The sequence below is a fragment of the Oceanicoccus sp. KOV_DT_Chl genome, from assembly GCF_900120175.1.
Lineage (GTDB): Bacteria > Pseudomonadota > Gammaproteobacteria > Pseudomonadales > Dasaniaceae > Oceanicoccus.
The window spans coordinates 2,236,033-2,249,671 of the sequence record NZ_FQLF01000002.1 but is presented as its reverse complement, the minus strand read 5'-3'; the positions used below and the strand labels follow the sequence as shown (position 1 = coordinate 2,249,671).

At 45.1% G+C, this 13,639-nt stretch carries 15 protein-coding genes and 1 riboswitch; of the genes, 5 read left to right on the top strand and 10 right to left on the bottom strand.

Going from position 1 to position 13,639, the window contains the following annotated elements; all coding sequences use genetic code 11:
- Nucleotides 1-5 precede the first annotated feature (5 nt).
- The 9 genes from UNITIG_RS14365 to UNITIG_RS14325 form a co-directional block, all read right to left on the bottom strand.
- On the bottom strand, nucleotides 6-647 hold the full coding sequence (locus UNITIG_RS14365) for an urea amidolyase associated protein UAAP2 (RefSeq protein ID WP_101759000.1): 642 nt from the start codon (nucleotides 645-647) through the stop codon (nucleotides 6-8).
- Nucleotides 648-659: 12 nt separating this feature from the next.
- Complete coding sequence (locus UNITIG_RS14360) at nucleotides 660-1,391, bottom strand: urea amidolyase associated protein UAAP1 (RefSeq protein WP_101758999.1); 732 nt, start codon at nucleotides 1,389-1,391, stop codon at nucleotides 660-662.
- Between the two features lie 216 nt (nucleotides 1,392-1,607).
- On the bottom strand, nucleotides 1,608-2,564 hold the full coding sequence (locus UNITIG_RS14355; RefSeq protein WP_101758998.1) for an ABC transporter ATP-binding protein: 957 nt from the start codon (nucleotides 2,562-2,564) through the stop codon (nucleotides 1,608-1,610).
- A 4-nt stretch (nucleotides 2,565-2,568) separates the two neighbouring features.
- Complete coding sequence (locus UNITIG_RS14350; protein ID WP_101758997.1) at nucleotides 2,569-3,537, bottom strand: ABC transporter permease; 969 nt, start codon at nucleotides 3,535-3,537, stop codon at nucleotides 2,569-2,571.
- A gap of 29 nt (nucleotides 3,538-3,566) precedes the next feature.
- Nucleotides 3,567-4,556: an ABC transporter substrate-binding protein gene (locus UNITIG_RS14345; RefSeq protein WP_101758996.1), complete on the bottom strand. Its 990-nt coding sequence runs from the start codon at nucleotides 4,554-4,556 to the stop codon at nucleotides 3,567-3,569.
- Nucleotides 4,557-4,617: 61 nt separating this feature from the next.
- Nucleotides 4,618-4,730, bottom strand: a riboswitch (guanidine-I (ykkC/yxkD leader).
- 215 nt (nucleotides 4,731-4,945) lie between these two features.
- The gene (locus UNITIG_RS14340) at nucleotides 4,946-6,706 is read right to left on the bottom strand and encodes an alpha-amylase family glycosyl hydrolase (protein ID WP_101758995.1); all 1,761 of its coding nucleotides are present in this window, start codon (nucleotides 6,704-6,706) and stop codon (nucleotides 4,946-4,948) included.
- 18 nt (nucleotides 6,707-6,724) lie between these two features.
- On the bottom strand, nucleotides 6,725-7,945 hold the full coding sequence (locus UNITIG_RS14335; protein WP_101758994.1) for a glycosyl transferase: 1,221 nt from the start codon (nucleotides 7,943-7,945) through the stop codon (nucleotides 6,725-6,727).
- Nucleotides 7,946-7,955: 10 nt separating this feature from the next.
- Nucleotides 7,956-8,810 (bottom strand): mannosyl-3-phosphoglycerate phosphatase, encoded by an 855-nt coding sequence (locus tag UNITIG_RS14330; RefSeq protein ID WP_159931164.1) that lies wholly within the window; start codon nucleotides 8,808-8,810, stop codon nucleotides 7,956-7,958.
- 1 nt (nucleotide 8,811) lies between these two features.
- Entirely contained in the window at nucleotides 8,812-9,738 is a 927-nt protein-coding gene (locus UNITIG_RS14325) for a phosphoribulokinase (protein WP_235015399.1), read from the bottom strand.
- Nucleotides 9,739-10,091: 353 nt separating this feature from the next.
- Here UNITIG_RS14325 and UNITIG_RS14320 point away from each other — a divergent pair, with 353 nt between their 5' ends.
- The 5 genes from UNITIG_RS14320 to UNITIG_RS23615 all read left to right on the top strand — a co-directional run bounded on the left by UNITIG_RS14320 (nucleotide 10,092) and on the right by UNITIG_RS23615 (nucleotide 12,675).
- Nucleotides 10,092-10,307, top strand: a complete 216-nt coding sequence (locus UNITIG_RS14320; RefSeq protein WP_101758992.1) for a hypothetical protein — start codon at nucleotides 10,092-10,094, stop codon at nucleotides 10,305-10,307.
- A gap of 310 nt (nucleotides 10,308-10,617) precedes the next feature.
- Entirely contained in the window at nucleotides 10,618-10,983 is a 366-nt protein-coding gene (locus UNITIG_RS14315) for a hypothetical protein (RefSeq protein WP_101758991.1), read from the top strand.
- A 57-nt stretch (nucleotides 10,984-11,040) separates the two neighbouring features.
- On the top strand, nucleotides 11,041-11,844 hold the full coding sequence (locus UNITIG_RS14310) for a transglutaminase family protein (RefSeq protein WP_101758990.1): 804 nt from the start codon (nucleotides 11,041-11,043) through the stop codon (nucleotides 11,842-11,844).
- Between the two features lie 139 nt (nucleotides 11,845-11,983).
- Nucleotides 11,984-12,352: a type 1 glutamine amidotransferase gene (locus tag UNITIG_RS23620; protein ID WP_200821297.1), complete on the top strand. Its 369-nt coding sequence runs from the start codon at nucleotides 11,984-11,986 to the stop codon at nucleotides 12,350-12,352.
- Nucleotides 12,349-12,675, top strand: a complete 327-nt coding sequence (locus tag UNITIG_RS23615; protein WP_200821296.1) for a type 1 glutamine amidotransferase — start codon at nucleotides 12,349-12,351, stop codon at nucleotides 12,673-12,675. Before UNITIG_RS23620 ends, UNITIG_RS23615 begins: the two co-directional genes overlap by 4 nt.
- Before the next feature lie 106 nt (nucleotides 12,676-12,781).
- Here UNITIG_RS23615 and UNITIG_RS14300 read toward each other — a convergent pair whose 3' ends face one another.
- A complete protein-coding gene (locus UNITIG_RS14300) occupies nucleotides 12,782-13,621 on the bottom strand; it encodes a hypothetical protein (protein WP_101758989.1) in 840 nt (279 codons plus the stop codon).
- Between the last annotated feature and the right edge of the window lie 18 nt (nucleotides 13,622-13,639).

Genomic DNA, 13,639 nt, shown 5'->3' with positions numbered 1-13,639 from the left:
GCTCCTCAGCAATCCCAAATAATGACTTCAACCGGTGTCGGGTTGTAAGCATTGCAAGGGTTGTTTAACTGCGGGCAATTCGAAATCAGTACCAGCACATCCATCTTCGCTTGTAACTCAACATATTTACCCGCATCGCTAATGCCATCTGCAAACGTCAATCCGCCATCCGTGGTAATCGGTACGTTCATAAAGAAATTAATGTTATGAGTGATGTCGCGCTTACTCATACCAAACTGTTCATTTTCTGCCACTGCCAACAACCAGGAATCACGACAGGCGTGCATACATTTTTTATCCAGCGCATAGCGCACGGTGTTGGACTCAGTGGCACAAGCACCTCCTAATGTATCGTGGCGGCCACAAGTGTCAGCGACAATTTCCAGCATCGGATTATTGTCATTGCTCATCAACACTGAACCGGCGCTGAGATACACATTGCCCTGCTCCCGGATAGTATCCATAGCGCTGTAACGCTCCGCAGGGTCATGCTCACTATAAAATAAAGTATCCGCCGCCTGATTGCCTTCCAGATCAAGAATACGAATCGTCTGCCCCGCTTTTAACGGTTTTAAATAATAATCACCGGCCGCAATCACTTCACGGTAAATAGCTTGCTCGGTGTTTAATGTACTGTGCTTAATCATTCTGCCACCCGCCTACAAGCCTAAGTTAAATAATTCAGTGTTTTTAAAACCACGCTGATTCTCAGGACAATGGTTTTTACATAGATCATCGTCGGTAATCGGTGCCGAGTAACGCAACTGATAACTCACTGGTTTACGCGGATACTCCAACGCAGGATTTAAAGGATGCGGACAGGTGTGCATCACCACCAGGGTATCCATTTCAAAACGCAGATCCACATAACTGCCCGCTTTTGCGGCAGCCGGATCAAAACACAGATTGCCCTGTTCATCGGTGGCAACCTTGCTAAACCAATTAATATTGGCAGCTAAATCTTTTTTTCCTAACCCGTACTTTGCCACTTCCACTAAAAACGAATCATAGCCACTCAGCTGCCAGTCATTGCGGTATTGCTGATAATTTTTCTCTCCCCATTTTTTAGTCACCAGCTCGCGATTACTGTTGCCGCAAACGGTATCGTGCCAACCGGCGCTATCTTCGATAATGGAACAAAAAATACGACCCATATCCGAATACAAGCAATGTCCTTGGGTCAATTTAAAACTGTGCTGACATTTCAAGGTATCCGGAGCGTTATAGCGCTCCAGTAAATTTGCAGGGTTGTAAAACAACATCCCCAAATTGGCACCACCCTCATCATCTATTAAGCGCAGTGTCATACCTTTGCGCATCGTCATTGACCAGTGACTACCGCCTGGCAAGGTGTCGCTATAGACCATGTGATTGTAATTAACGTCTGTCATTGCTTATCCCCCGATAATATTTTTTCGACAATATTCGTTTCCACGACAACGCAGTCGTGTGAATGCAAGGCTTACAATATCAATAAGTTTTAAATAAGTAGTTGCTATACAACTAGCGACCGCATCCGGCATAAGAGTTAACCGCGGGCCGTCCCGTGTGAATCGCGACAGCGGGGTCGTCCCCGATGCCGGTTAGTAAATTGAGGAGCGATGACATTATTCCACCTCGGATGTCATCGCTGAATTATCAAAAGGCGTATCACTGTGACCATTCTCAACATCGTCACCAACACGCACCATCCGCACCATAGACATGGCCGGTTCATCCTCGTCAGTCGTTGGCGGATGGATTAATTCTTCCAGCCGTTTTTTAGTGGCTAGAAATTCAGGCGAAATAAACTGCTCGACGGTTCGCGGTCTGGGCACAGGCACTTCGATCAGTTCATTAACCTCGCCGGGATGGGCTTTCAGTACCAAAATACGATCTGCCAGATAAATGGCTTCATCAAGATCATGGGTAATAAATAACACCGTGATATCAATATTTCGCCATATCTCTAGTAAATTTTCCTGCATTTTAGAGCGCGTTTGTGCATCCAGTGCGCCAAAGGGCTCATCCATTAACAGGATGCGCGGCTTATTGGCCAAAGCTCGAGCAATCGCAACCCGTTGTTTCATACCGCCGGATAATTGATGCGGATAATTGTCGGCAAACTTGGTCAAACCTACTAATTCAATCCAGTCCATCGCCTCACCTTCAGCAGTCGCTTTCGAGTGACCCGACATCTCCAAACCGAACATGACATTGTGCTTGACGCTTAACCACGGGAATAAAGTATAACCTTGAAAGACCATACCCCGATCAGGACCTGGTAAAGAAACCGGTTTTCCATCCAATAAAACTTGACCACCACTAGGAGATTCCAGGCCGGCTAACATTCTGATCAAGGTGGATTTACCACAACCAGAAGGGCCAATAACACATACAAACTCACGACGATGGGTTTTAAAATTAATATCTTTCAGTGCATTAATAGTCGCACCTTGAGGTGATACAAAATTTTTACACAAACCTTTTACTTCAAGAATAGTTTCCCGCTGCTTAAGCTTGGCTAATCGGGCTTTCACTTTATCGCTTTGCTCCAGATAACTGGGTAGCTCAATTACACTCATTACTCTACGCCTTTGCCTTTGCTGTTTCCCAGCGGAACAATCGCTTACCTAACTGGGCTAATACTATATCGGATAAGATACCGATAATGCCGATCATAATTATGGCAGCAAAAACATTATCAAAATTTTTATAGCGTGCTTGCTGGGTGATAAACCAGGTAATACCCGAACTGGTGCCGATCAATTCTGCAACAATTAAATAGGTCCATGCCCAGCCTAATAAAATACGTTGGTCGCGAAATAAATCCGGCAAGATACCGGGCACCACCACCCGAAACAGCAACTGCAACTTTTTTGCCCCTAATGTCAGTGCGGCTTCTAATAAAGCAAGATCCAACTTACGGGTAGTATTAGCCACAATTAACACTTGCTGAAAAAATGTGCCGATAAAAATAATGGCAATTTTAGGGCCGTCATGAATGCCCAATATAGCGACCGCTAGAGCACCGAATGCAGGTGCCGGCAAGTAACGAAAAAATTCTATAAAGGGTTCATTTAATTTTGAAACTGCCGCATAGGTACCACAAAGCACACCGATAGGCACACCGATAATAGAGGACAATATAAATCCCCAAAAGATAATGGTGATGCTGTGCCACAAGCTTTCATGTAACCATTGCTCACTTCTGCGCTTTGGCTCAGTTGTGAAGGCCGTATAAAAAGCGGTTGCCACATCATGCGGCGCTGGTAAATAAACCGGGTTTGCACGAAAGCCTTGCGGCAACGCCAAACCTTTTTGTTCCGCCTCTTCTTGTTGCTCAGCGAATACATTCCGCTCCACCAGCATCCCTTGTTGAAACCAACTTACCCCACCGGGTTCAGTTATTTCAATTTTTGGATGCCAGATAAAGGGCACATAACTCACCAGGCACCATAATAAAATGGGAAGTAAAAAAGACAACACAGTGAGCGACATTGCCTTATTATTTGGCAATGCCGTTCTAACTGCGAACCACTGTGTTACTTCCGACATAAGGACTTCCCCCGAACCAAAAATTACAGTTACAAACCGCCAGTGATTGAACCGTCAATATAGTTATCCAAGGATTGAGCCTCGGGGTAAACGTCATACTTCAGATTGAAGTCATCAGAAATTTTGCTCGACCCATACAGTGAACCAAAGCCATCGGCTTTCTTAAAAACTTTTTTAGCTTCTGCCAACGTCATCAGCTTAGTACCCGCTAATAGCGGTGCGTATTCCTCAGCCGTCAACCCGACTCTGGCAGCCATAATAGACAGCGCGTCTGCTTTGGTTTTTTCATCCAGAATGTAATCAACAGTTTTGTACCAAACCTTGGCGACTTTAGCCCAATCTTCTTTCCGACTGACTAATGAAGCAGGATTCACTGCCAGCACATCATAAATCAAGCCCGGTGCATTCGCTGAACTGGACACTGAAGTAGAGCCTGGCACTTGTTGCAGCGCCTGACCTGAATTTGGCTGCCATGCAACTATCGCGTCTACATCACCAGAAGCCAACACCTGAGGTGTTTCGTTAGTAGGTACATTGATCAATTCGACGTCAGCTTCGGACAATCCGGCTGTTTCGAGAGCATTGAGTAGCAGTAGATGGCCAACAAAGCCGACCTCAACCCCTATTTTTTTACCTTTTAATTCGGCGACTGATTTGATGCCCGGGCGCGCTACGATCATATCGTTACCATTGGAGTAGTCATTGATTAACATCATGACGCCTTGTGCACCAGTAGCACCTGTAACCAAAGTATCACCATTGGTCATAGCCACCGCGTCCAATTTACCAGCGGCAAATGCATCCATAGACGCAACATAATCAAACCATTCAAACTTAACGCTAACTCCTGCTTGTTTGAACCAGCCTTTTTCTATAGCGACTTCCCAGGCAACCCAGCCGGGCCAATCGCTGTAACCGATTTTTAAAGGCTCAGCCGCTGTGGCGGCAAAACTGGAAAGAGAAATTGCCGCGACAGCGGCCAGTGAACTTATTGCTTTACGAATGGAAAAAATTTTCATTGAAGCCTCCAACAGCTACACAGTGGTTTTGGGGCGCGTGAGATCCTGTGTTTACAACAAGGTCTCCCGGGCTTTTGTCCCGCCGTGTAACCCCCCGTGGAGGAGGTCGATAGCTCTCGGACCAGCCACCTTGCAGGCATTACCAGCAAGATCGGAACCCTAGCCATCTATTGGGTTTGGTGTTGCGCTCCGGTTGACAACCAGAAATCTCAGCACTGATTAAGTTATTGCAACGCCTGTGCCAATCTACCTCAGCCCTTGTTTAGTAGGGGCTTGGGCTATTAAGAGTAATTATCGACACTAAAAACGCACCGCAATGAAACACCAATCATGCTAAAACATACTGCGCGCACTATTTCGGAGCCCTTATGTTTTGGCATCTTTGAATTTTATAAACCGGCCTTGTTAGTTAGCCAAACTGATTGGTAAGGCTCCAGAATCAAATCCTTATGTAAATCCTCAAAGGCCTGCCCGGAAATTAAATCTACCCACGTTACCAAACTGATCAAATTGATCGACGATAAGGGAATCACTACCTGCTTGTCAGTTACATTATTAATACAAAAAATACTTTGATCACGGCGCGGGCTCTGGCGCCAAAAGCCAAAAATATCGTCACCTAAATGTAAGGTAAACTGAGTGGCATCGGGATGAAAAGCTGGTTGCTTGCGGCGGGTTTTAATTAATGCCGTTAATTGAGTAAAAATTTTGGCGTGATGGGTTTGCGGATTATCTAACAGCGCACCCAACTCGTTCGAATTCCACTTGTAGCGATTGATAGTACGATTATTCTTAGTAAGCTCTACGCCCTCCTGATAGTTATTGGTAGCAAACAAGCTGTGAATATAAATGGCCGGAATGCCTTCTAATGCCAGCATGATTGCGTGAGCAGATAAAAACCGTTGGATCTGCCATTTATCAGGGCCATTAACAGTGCCCTGCAACGCATCAAATAAACTGACATTGATTTCATAGGCTTTATTTTTCCCACCATCGGCAGCGCGCCAGGATATGCGGGCGCCAAACTGCTGCATGGTATTAATTAAGGTATCGATTTCCGTTTCGCTCAGCAAACCTTCAACCGGCCGCAAACCAATACCATCATGGGAGGCAATAAAATTAAAATAAAAGGTGCCCTGTTGCGCCGGCGGCATAGTCATTTGCCAGGCTTTTAAATATTGACTGCTGCCGGTAACCAAAGCATTGATTAGCAGTGGCGGCAAGCTAAAGTTATACACCGCATGCGCTTCGTTAGCATTACCAAAGTATGAAAGGTTTTCGTGGTTGGGAACATTGGTTTCCGTAATGATGATGGCATCAGCAGAGTGATGTTCAACCAGGGTACGCAACAACCGAATGATTTCGTGGGTTTTGGGGTGGTGCAGGCAATTGGTACCTAACTCTTTCCATAAAAATGCAACGGCATCTAGGCGAAATATTTTTACCCCCCGATCCAGATACAGTTTTATGATATTGACAAACTCAGCCAGCACTTGCGGGTTAGCAAAGTTTAAATCCACTTGATCGTGACTAAAAGTACACCATACATATTTTTTACCCTCCAGTGTTTCCACTTCACGTAATAGCGGCGAAGTTCGAGGGCGAACAACGGCACTGGTATCCGTGGCTGGATCAGTCTCAATAAAATAATCGACGCCGGGTTGTTTACATTGCTTAAAATTATCAAACCAGCGGCTACGGCTGGAGCAGTGGTTGATCACCAGATCCGACATTAATTTAAACTGACTTGAAATCTCTTCTATTTCCTGCCAACCGCCCAAGCCATCATTTACCTGGGTGTAATCAATGACAGAAAAACCATCATCCGAGCTATACGGAAAAAATGGCAAGATATGCAAACAATTAATAGTGCCTGCCAGCCGCTGGGTTAAAAATTGGTTAAGCGTATGTAACGGCGTCTCACCATCCTGTAGTACGCTATCACCATAGCTAATCACCATTACATCTTGCTGATCCCATAAACTGGTGTGGACCTCCGGCTTTACACAACACTCGTCTAACCCCATCAGTTGAATCAGCTGCTTGGCTAATTGACTATGCTCAAGCTCGGGATAACTTGCCTCGTCATAGATAAAGGCTAAATGTGTCTCTACCAAAAAACGTAGCTCTTGCTGTAAAGATGTCATCACTACTTACCTATTAGCTGATTATTGATAATCCCGCATGTCAGCATCAACAGCCGCAACCATTTCATCGAGTATGCTCGGTATAGCACTGGTCACGCGATTCCAACTAGGCATAAATGGTTTCTCCATCGGGTTTAATAAAAATCTTTCACCCGCTTCCAGAATATTCATGGCAAATAATTCCACTGCTTTTTCTTCGCTGTGGATATCCAGCTTAAGACCATTCATCACTGCATCATTGTTATAGGTTTCCACAAAATCCAGCGCAATCCGAAAATAGGTGGCTTTAATAGAACGAAACGTTTCAGTATTAAATACCACGCCATTAGTTGCCAGCTTTCGAAACAAGGCCTTGGCAATGTCTATCGACATTTTGGATAAACCTTTTTCGCTATCTTCCGGCGAAAGCTCCTGATGTTTATGATCATAGATATCAGCAATGTCTGCCTGGCAAATACGGTTATTAGCGTAATTTCTGTTTAGCTCGGATAACACACCGATTTCCAGCCCCCAGTCACTGGGAATACGAATATCGGTGCACACACCGCTACGAAATGAAAATTCACCGGCTAATGGATAGCGAAAACTATCCAGATAATCCAGATAATCATAGTGCCCCAGCGTTCGGGTGAGCGCGCGAATTAATGGCGTGACTAATAAACGGCTAACCCTTCCATTGATCTTGCCATCGGCGACGCGAGCATAATAGCCTTTACAGAACTCGTAGTTGAAACTGGGATTGGCCACAGGATAGATCAATCTCGCCAACAAACCTCGATCGTAAGTGACAATGTCACAATCGTGTAAAGCCACTGATTTTGATTTTTTTGAGGCCAGTGTGTAGCCCAGGCAAAACCAGACATTTCGGCCTTTACCCGCTTCCATTGGACTCAGTCCTTCATCGATGAGCTTTTGATCCAGTGCGCGTAGCCTTGGGCCATCATTCCATAACACTTTGAAATTCTGATTCAGTGGTTTAAAAAACCTTAATGCGCTTCGGTACTGTTCTTCATCTGCTTGATCCAGACCAATCACAATTTCGGATAAATAATCGACCTTACTTAATTCTTTGACAATATTGGGCAGTGCATCCCCTTCTAACTCGGAATACAGTGAAGGCAATACTAAAGACATTGGTCTCACTTTAGAAAACTGTCGAAGCTCTGCTTCCATTTCTTCTAACGGTCTTTGGTTTAAATTATGCAGCGTGGTAACAATACCGTTTTGATAAAAATCGCCCATCAGGGACTCCTTATGTTCTAGTAACCGTTAATTGTTTAATGGCGTCGCTCCACCCGACAGGACCTTCACCATCTGTTTTAATTAAATTGGGATGCTCAAACACTGGGTAATCATGGCTAGGTGATTTCACCAACACCGGATAATCAGCGACACGTAACATATCCAGATCGTTTTGGCTGTCACCCAACGCAATAAGCGATGTTTTTCCAGATTGAGTCATGCGCTGTTGTAACCACTGAATAGCTTTACCTTTATTGGTATTGCCCAACACATGATAAAACCGGCCGCCCTTCAACAAGGTTAATTCCCGCTCGGCTAAAAAAACTCTAAAGGTTGCTAAATTTGCTTCACTATCTTGCCACAGCAATGGCTCCGAGAACTGGCGATTTTTGGCCTGCGCTGCACTAGCTAAAGACAAACCGGTCAAGTCTGAAATTTGAGCAGTACTGCAATCGCTAAAGCCATTAAACTGCCAGTTAAATTCTCTACGCGCGAACCTCAGCGCCTCTAAACTATCAGCCCGTGGCTTTCCCAGTATGATGGCGAACCAGTCACTGAATACTTTTTCTTTATCGGTCAAGTGAGGCTGAGTCCCCACTTTAAATGTTTCAATATTAAAACGGGCATCCTGCTTATGAATAAAAACCGCCGACCCATTTTCAACAATAAAAGGATCATTGATAGCTAGCTGCTGTTGCAAAGCCAATACTTCCGGCGCTGTTTTGCTGGTATTTATGACTATAGGGATGGATTTGATCTTTAATTGCTGCAGCGCTTCACTTGCCGCCTGCCAGCTATAATTATGATGGTCTAACAATGTGCCATCGAGATCGGTGCTAATCAAATACGCAGCGGTATTACTCATACTACATTTGCCTTTCTTCAATTTGCTGCACCCGATGATTTTCATCCAATGCGATCAACCAATCAGCGCTAGCGGGTAGTTGCTTCAAACCATGTTCTGTTAGCCGCTGATAGTGAGCAATAAAACGTTTAAGTTGTTGCGGGGTGAATAATTTGGATTTTTGCTCGTCAGGAGCGTTACGCAAGCTGGCCGCTAGCTTTTGCTCTTGCAACTGCCGCCACTGATACACACAGTCAAAACTCGGCGCTGTAATCGCCACTAAACAGTCCAGCTGAGCAAACAAATCACCGTATTGCTGTTGCAAGCACTGATTCACATAAGACCGCCAGCGACCATCCATATCTTCCATCGCTTCCAAGTCATTTATTGGCTGTTGCAACTCTTCATCAGTTTGTGGCGGGATAGCCAAGCACCAGCCTTCAAAGATAATCACATCAATTGGCCCCGTCACTGATGGCCACAAGGTTTCATCTTCGCGATCATCCAGCGCTTTGTTAAAGCACGGCAGTAAACAGGTCTCTCCAATTGACAGCGACTGTAGTTTTTCTAGGGTAGAAAATGCCAGCGATAAATCATGGGTGCCGGGGACGCCTCGGGTGCTCAATAAAGGATGGATATCCACTGCCAACTGCTGACGCTGTTGCCGCGTTAAATAGAAGTCATCAATTGAGATCACCGCTACCCGCAATTGATTTTCTGTTTCTAGCAATAGACGAAGAAAATCAGCCATTGTGCTCTTTCCACTGCCCTGTGTGCCTTGCACACCGACCAATAAAGCCGAGTGACTGCCCTGACAGCGCGCAGCAATTGCCTTCGCAATGGGCAAGTAAGCCATAGTAATCGTGTCCGCGAAACTTGCCGGTAACTGGTGTTTGGCGATCGCCTGTGAAATCATCTCATGCACAATACTGGCTCTTAAAATACTCAATCACACCAAATTGGTGCACCTATTTTCACTATTTTAGTGCGCTAAAAGACACCCTATCATCAACTGTCCCGCAGTCTGGCCACCGGTCACCCTATGCGGCACCAGTGGTATATGCTATTGATTCGAGAGATATAGACGCCTAAACTTCCCCCTGCCTTCTATGGCAGCTATGCCAATGGCATTCAGGCCACTATAAAGCTTATAGCAATATGTGAACCAATTTGTGTCATTGCTGGGAAATCTTTGTATTTACCGCTAGCTCGCTACGGATTCACGAGGGCCGCTGGCACCGTTAATCCTATTTATCTCCTATTCAGGCTTTTATTTGGTGCTTGGTTTTTAGAGGATTCAAGATGATATTAAGATCAGTTGGCATACTATTGATTTTTATCTGTTTTATTTTTGGCTGCAGCAATCAACAGGCCTATGAGGCGATTCAACAAAACCGCCAATTGGAATGCCAGAAACGCCCCCCTGTGCAGTATGAAGAGTGCATGCAAGCTCACGGCCAGCCTTATGATGATTACCAGCGCGAGCGTGAAGAGATTATCAAATCAACGTCAGAATAAAATGAGCAGTTCATCGATGGGCGCGACTTATTAGCCATTCCAAGATAGCCACCTCACTAAAAATGGACATTAAGCTGGTAATCTGTGCTTATCTAAAACATAAAGAATGCGTTATTCATTGTGGCAAGGTACGGATCCGGTCTACACTTTGGCAACCTAACCCCTTGGTAGCAACAACCCAAATGGCATTAATTCTATTCAGATGCGGCGTTTTAAACCTGAATTAATCTTCAGGCCAAGCATTTGCCATCTGCTTAATAATAACTTTACCAACACTACAGATATAAGCCGCCGGACCTTAAGGAAACCTATGAGCTACACCATCGATTTCGATGACACTGCACTAATAGTCACCGTGACTTACACTGGAACAAGTGAGCTCGACGAGAGACTCAATGCAGTTAGCGATGTATGTGCAGCCTATTCACAACTCAATCCGCTGAGGTTACTCATTAATGTCATCCATTTGGACATGCAACTTTCAGTCGCCGAGCAAAAAAGTTTTGGCCTTCATTTAGCCTCTAATGAGGACCTAAAAAATACAAAAGTCGCCGTGCTTCATGCAACGGGTAACAACCCCAATATTATTGTTGACTCAACCGCCTATATCAAAGGCTACCAATTGGCGCAATTTGATAATAAGCGGGAGGCCGAAGAATGGCTGCTGCAATTCTAGACAAGTACTACCGGTCTTAGTGTTTTTTTAACTGTTATTTTACTCAGGATAAAGTGAATGTGGTTACGTGCCAGCTGTTTCTTGACATTCGATATCGCCGTTCCCACACCCTTTATTTTAATGTTGCGCTTGCGCAGCGGAGCGCAACAATGGATAGCAAGTGAAGAGTATCGACTCAACCCTAGCCTGCCGGTTTATGAGTTTACTGATAATTATGGCAACCTCTGCCAGCGACTTATAGCGCAACCTGGCTTATTCGAAATCTTTACCACCGCAGATGTAATGACCGCCGATGTCGTTGACCAATCTCCGGGAGCACCCTTTGTCGATGTAGAACACTTGCCAGACGCAGTGCTCAGCTACTTATTACCCAGTCGTTATTGTGAATCAGACCGTTTTGGATTAATGGCTGCCTCAATCTCAGAAGGCCACCTTCTTGGTTACGATCAAGTCAAAGCGATAGAGACCTGGTTGCGCAATAATATTGCTTACCAACCAGGCCGAAGTGACACACCAATATCTGCAACTGAAGTCAACGTAAGGCAGTCAGGGGTTTGCCGTGATCTTGCTCACTTGGGGATTGCGCTATGCCGCAGCCTTAGCATTCCAGCAAGGCTGGTTGTAGGCTACTTGCACGGCTTGCAACCTATGGATCTGCATGCCTGGTTTGAAGCCTACGTTGGCGGCCGCTGGTATACCTTTGATGCAACGCAGTACGAGCTTAAAGGTGGCTACGTCGCTATTGGCTATGGCCGAGACGCTGCCGATGTCGCCATCTATAATCAATTCGGGCCACAGGTTCTTCCAAGCACTCAAGAAATACAAGTGCAATTAATTGATGGCAACATCATGGATCATTAACCCAATCAAAACGAAATAATTTTATATATTTTTCTATTTACGATTTACCGCTTTCTTCAACGATGGTACAAATCATTTTACTTTTTTAATAGCCAATTATCAGCACTGGACTCGTTCAGCGCTGACATAAGGAAAGCCTATGCGCGCGCACTATTTACAACATGTGCCTTTTGAAGGACTCGGTAGCATCGAGACCTGGCTTCACACAGCTGGCTATGATATCAGCAGCACCAAACTTTACGCCGCAGAATCGTTACCCGCTCTTGATGGCATTGAAATGCTTATTATTATGGGTGGCCCTATGAGCGTTAATGATGAAGAGCAATATCCCTGGCTAGGCAATGAAAAAACCTTCATTCAACAAGCGATAGACTCCGGCATACCGGTACTGGGAATTTGTCTGGGCGCGCAACTTATTGCCAGCGCAATGGGCGCAAAAATATTTGCCAATCCGGTAAAAGAAATAGGCTGGTTCCCCATTACCAGTGTACCCGCCCCAATAATATGACGTTTAAATTTCCACCACAGGTCGATGTTTTTCACTGGCATGGCGAGACCTTTACCCTGCCAACCAAGGCGATACTGCTTGCCGAAAGTGCGGCCTGTAAAAACCAGGCCTTTCAAATCGGCCGCAATGTCATTGGCCTGCAATGCCACTTGGAGACTACATACGACTCAGCACGAGCAATTGTCACTCACTGTGGTGACGAATTAGTAACAGGGGAATATATTCAGGCCGCCGATGATATTCTAGCAACTCCTGAAGAACGTTATACCACCATCAACAACTTAATGAATTATGTACTTGATTATTTACACCGATCAAAATAATAGCCTATCAATAACGTAAATATTTAGACGAGGTATTTTCTGCGCAGCAATAAAAAAACCCCCGCTCAATGGCGGGGGTTTTTTATTGTATAGCCGCTTGTGTTGTTTAACCCTGCACCAACACAAAGTTGCCCAATACCTGCACATCGAAAGTTGCAGTACCCGCTTTTTCATCCACCCTTAACGCGGCACCACCAGGCACTGGATAGACAGGGTCGTAACTGTTAGTCAAGTCGTTATAAATAAGCGCCTTCAGCTTACTAGCATCACTGACCTTGCTCTTATCAAACGGCAAAGTAACCAGCGAAGGGGCGTTAAAGATAGTACGATAAGGACCAAAATAAATAACCTCCGAAACTGCTTTTGCTGGCGCCTTTAAAGGCTCACCCGGGTTAGCTAAACCCTGGGTGCCGATATAACCAGTAAAATCATTCCACGCCGACCAGGCATGGTCTTCCGGCTTGGTGAATTCATTAAATGGGCGGAATGCATCCGGGCTAACATTTTTCAGCCTTCCTCTTGCTCCCGGAGTAAAAACATCAAAGTAGGTTAAGTCTTCGGGGATGCCCGGCTTGTAATCCGGTCGTACCAATAATTTAGCACCTGCCAACTGGCCGGATTTAACGACAACCTCACCGCCGTTATCTTTGCTGATAGCGCCCTTGCTCACAACATTAATATCCAACTCCGGAAAAACACCGTAACGCTCTACACCACCACGAATTCTAGCCGCATAACCTACCGCGAAATCGGGAATCTGCTTATGGAAAACATCCGTCAGCGTGATACGTGTCCAACCGGCATCACATTGCGCATCATCAGCAATCACTTTTTGCTCAAATTCCGTTGCACCGGTATAACGCTCACACCAACTAATCCAAAACTCTTCATTTTTAAAATCTTCTTTAGAGTTATAAGGCATGTTATTAAGATCACGAATAACCACTTTAGTATCCTCGTTATC

What these genes read in the sequence shown, in the direction of transcription:
- UNITIG_RS14365 (WP_101759000.1), bottom strand. Translation starts at nt 647, where the DNA reads ATGATTAAGCACAGTACATTAAACACCGAGCAAGCTATTTACCGTGAA.
- UNITIG_RS14360 (WP_101758999.1), bottom strand. Translation starts at nt 1,391, where the DNA reads ATGACAGACGTTAATTACAATCACATGGTCTATAGCGACACCTTGCCA.
- UNITIG_RS14355 (WP_101758998.1), bottom strand. Translation starts at nt 2,564, where the DNA reads ATGAGTGTAATTGAGCTACCCAGTTATCTGGAGCAAAGCGATAAAGTG.
- UNITIG_RS14350 (WP_101758997.1), bottom strand. Translation starts at nt 3,537, where the DNA reads ATGTCGGAAGTAACACAGTGGTTCGCAGTTAGAACGGCATTGCCAAAT.
- UNITIG_RS14345 (WP_101758996.1), bottom strand. Translation starts at nt 4,556, where the DNA reads ATGAAAATTTTTTCCATTCGTAAAGCAATAAGTTCACTGGCCGCTGTC.
- UNITIG_RS14335 (WP_101758994.1), bottom strand. Translation starts at nt 7,945, where the DNA reads ATGGGCGATTTTTATCAAAACGGTATTGTTACCACGCTGCATAATTTA.
- UNITIG_RS14330 (WP_159931164.1), bottom strand. Translation starts at nt 8,810, where the DNA reads ATGAGTAATACCGCTGCGTATTTGATTAGCACCGATCTCGATGGCACA.
- UNITIG_RS14320 (WP_101758992.1), top strand. Translation starts at nt 10,092, where the DNA reads ATGATATTAAGATCAGTTGGCATACTATTGATTTTTATCTGTTTTATT.
- UNITIG_RS14315 (WP_101758991.1), top strand. Translation starts at nt 10,618, where the DNA reads ATGAGCTACACCATCGATTTCGATGACACTGCACTAATAGTCACCGTG.
- UNITIG_RS14310 (WP_101758990.1), top strand. Translation starts at nt 11,041, where the DNA reads ATGTGGTTACGTGCCAGCTGTTTCTTGACATTCGATATCGCCGTTCCC.
- UNITIG_RS23620 (WP_200821297.1), top strand. Translation starts at nt 11,984, where the DNA reads ATGCGCGCGCACTATTTACAACATGTGCCTTTTGAAGGACTCGGTAGC.
- UNITIG_RS23615 (WP_200821296.1), top strand. Translation starts at nt 12,349, where the DNA reads ATGACGTTTAAATTTCCACCACAGGTCGATGTTTTTCACTGGCATGGC.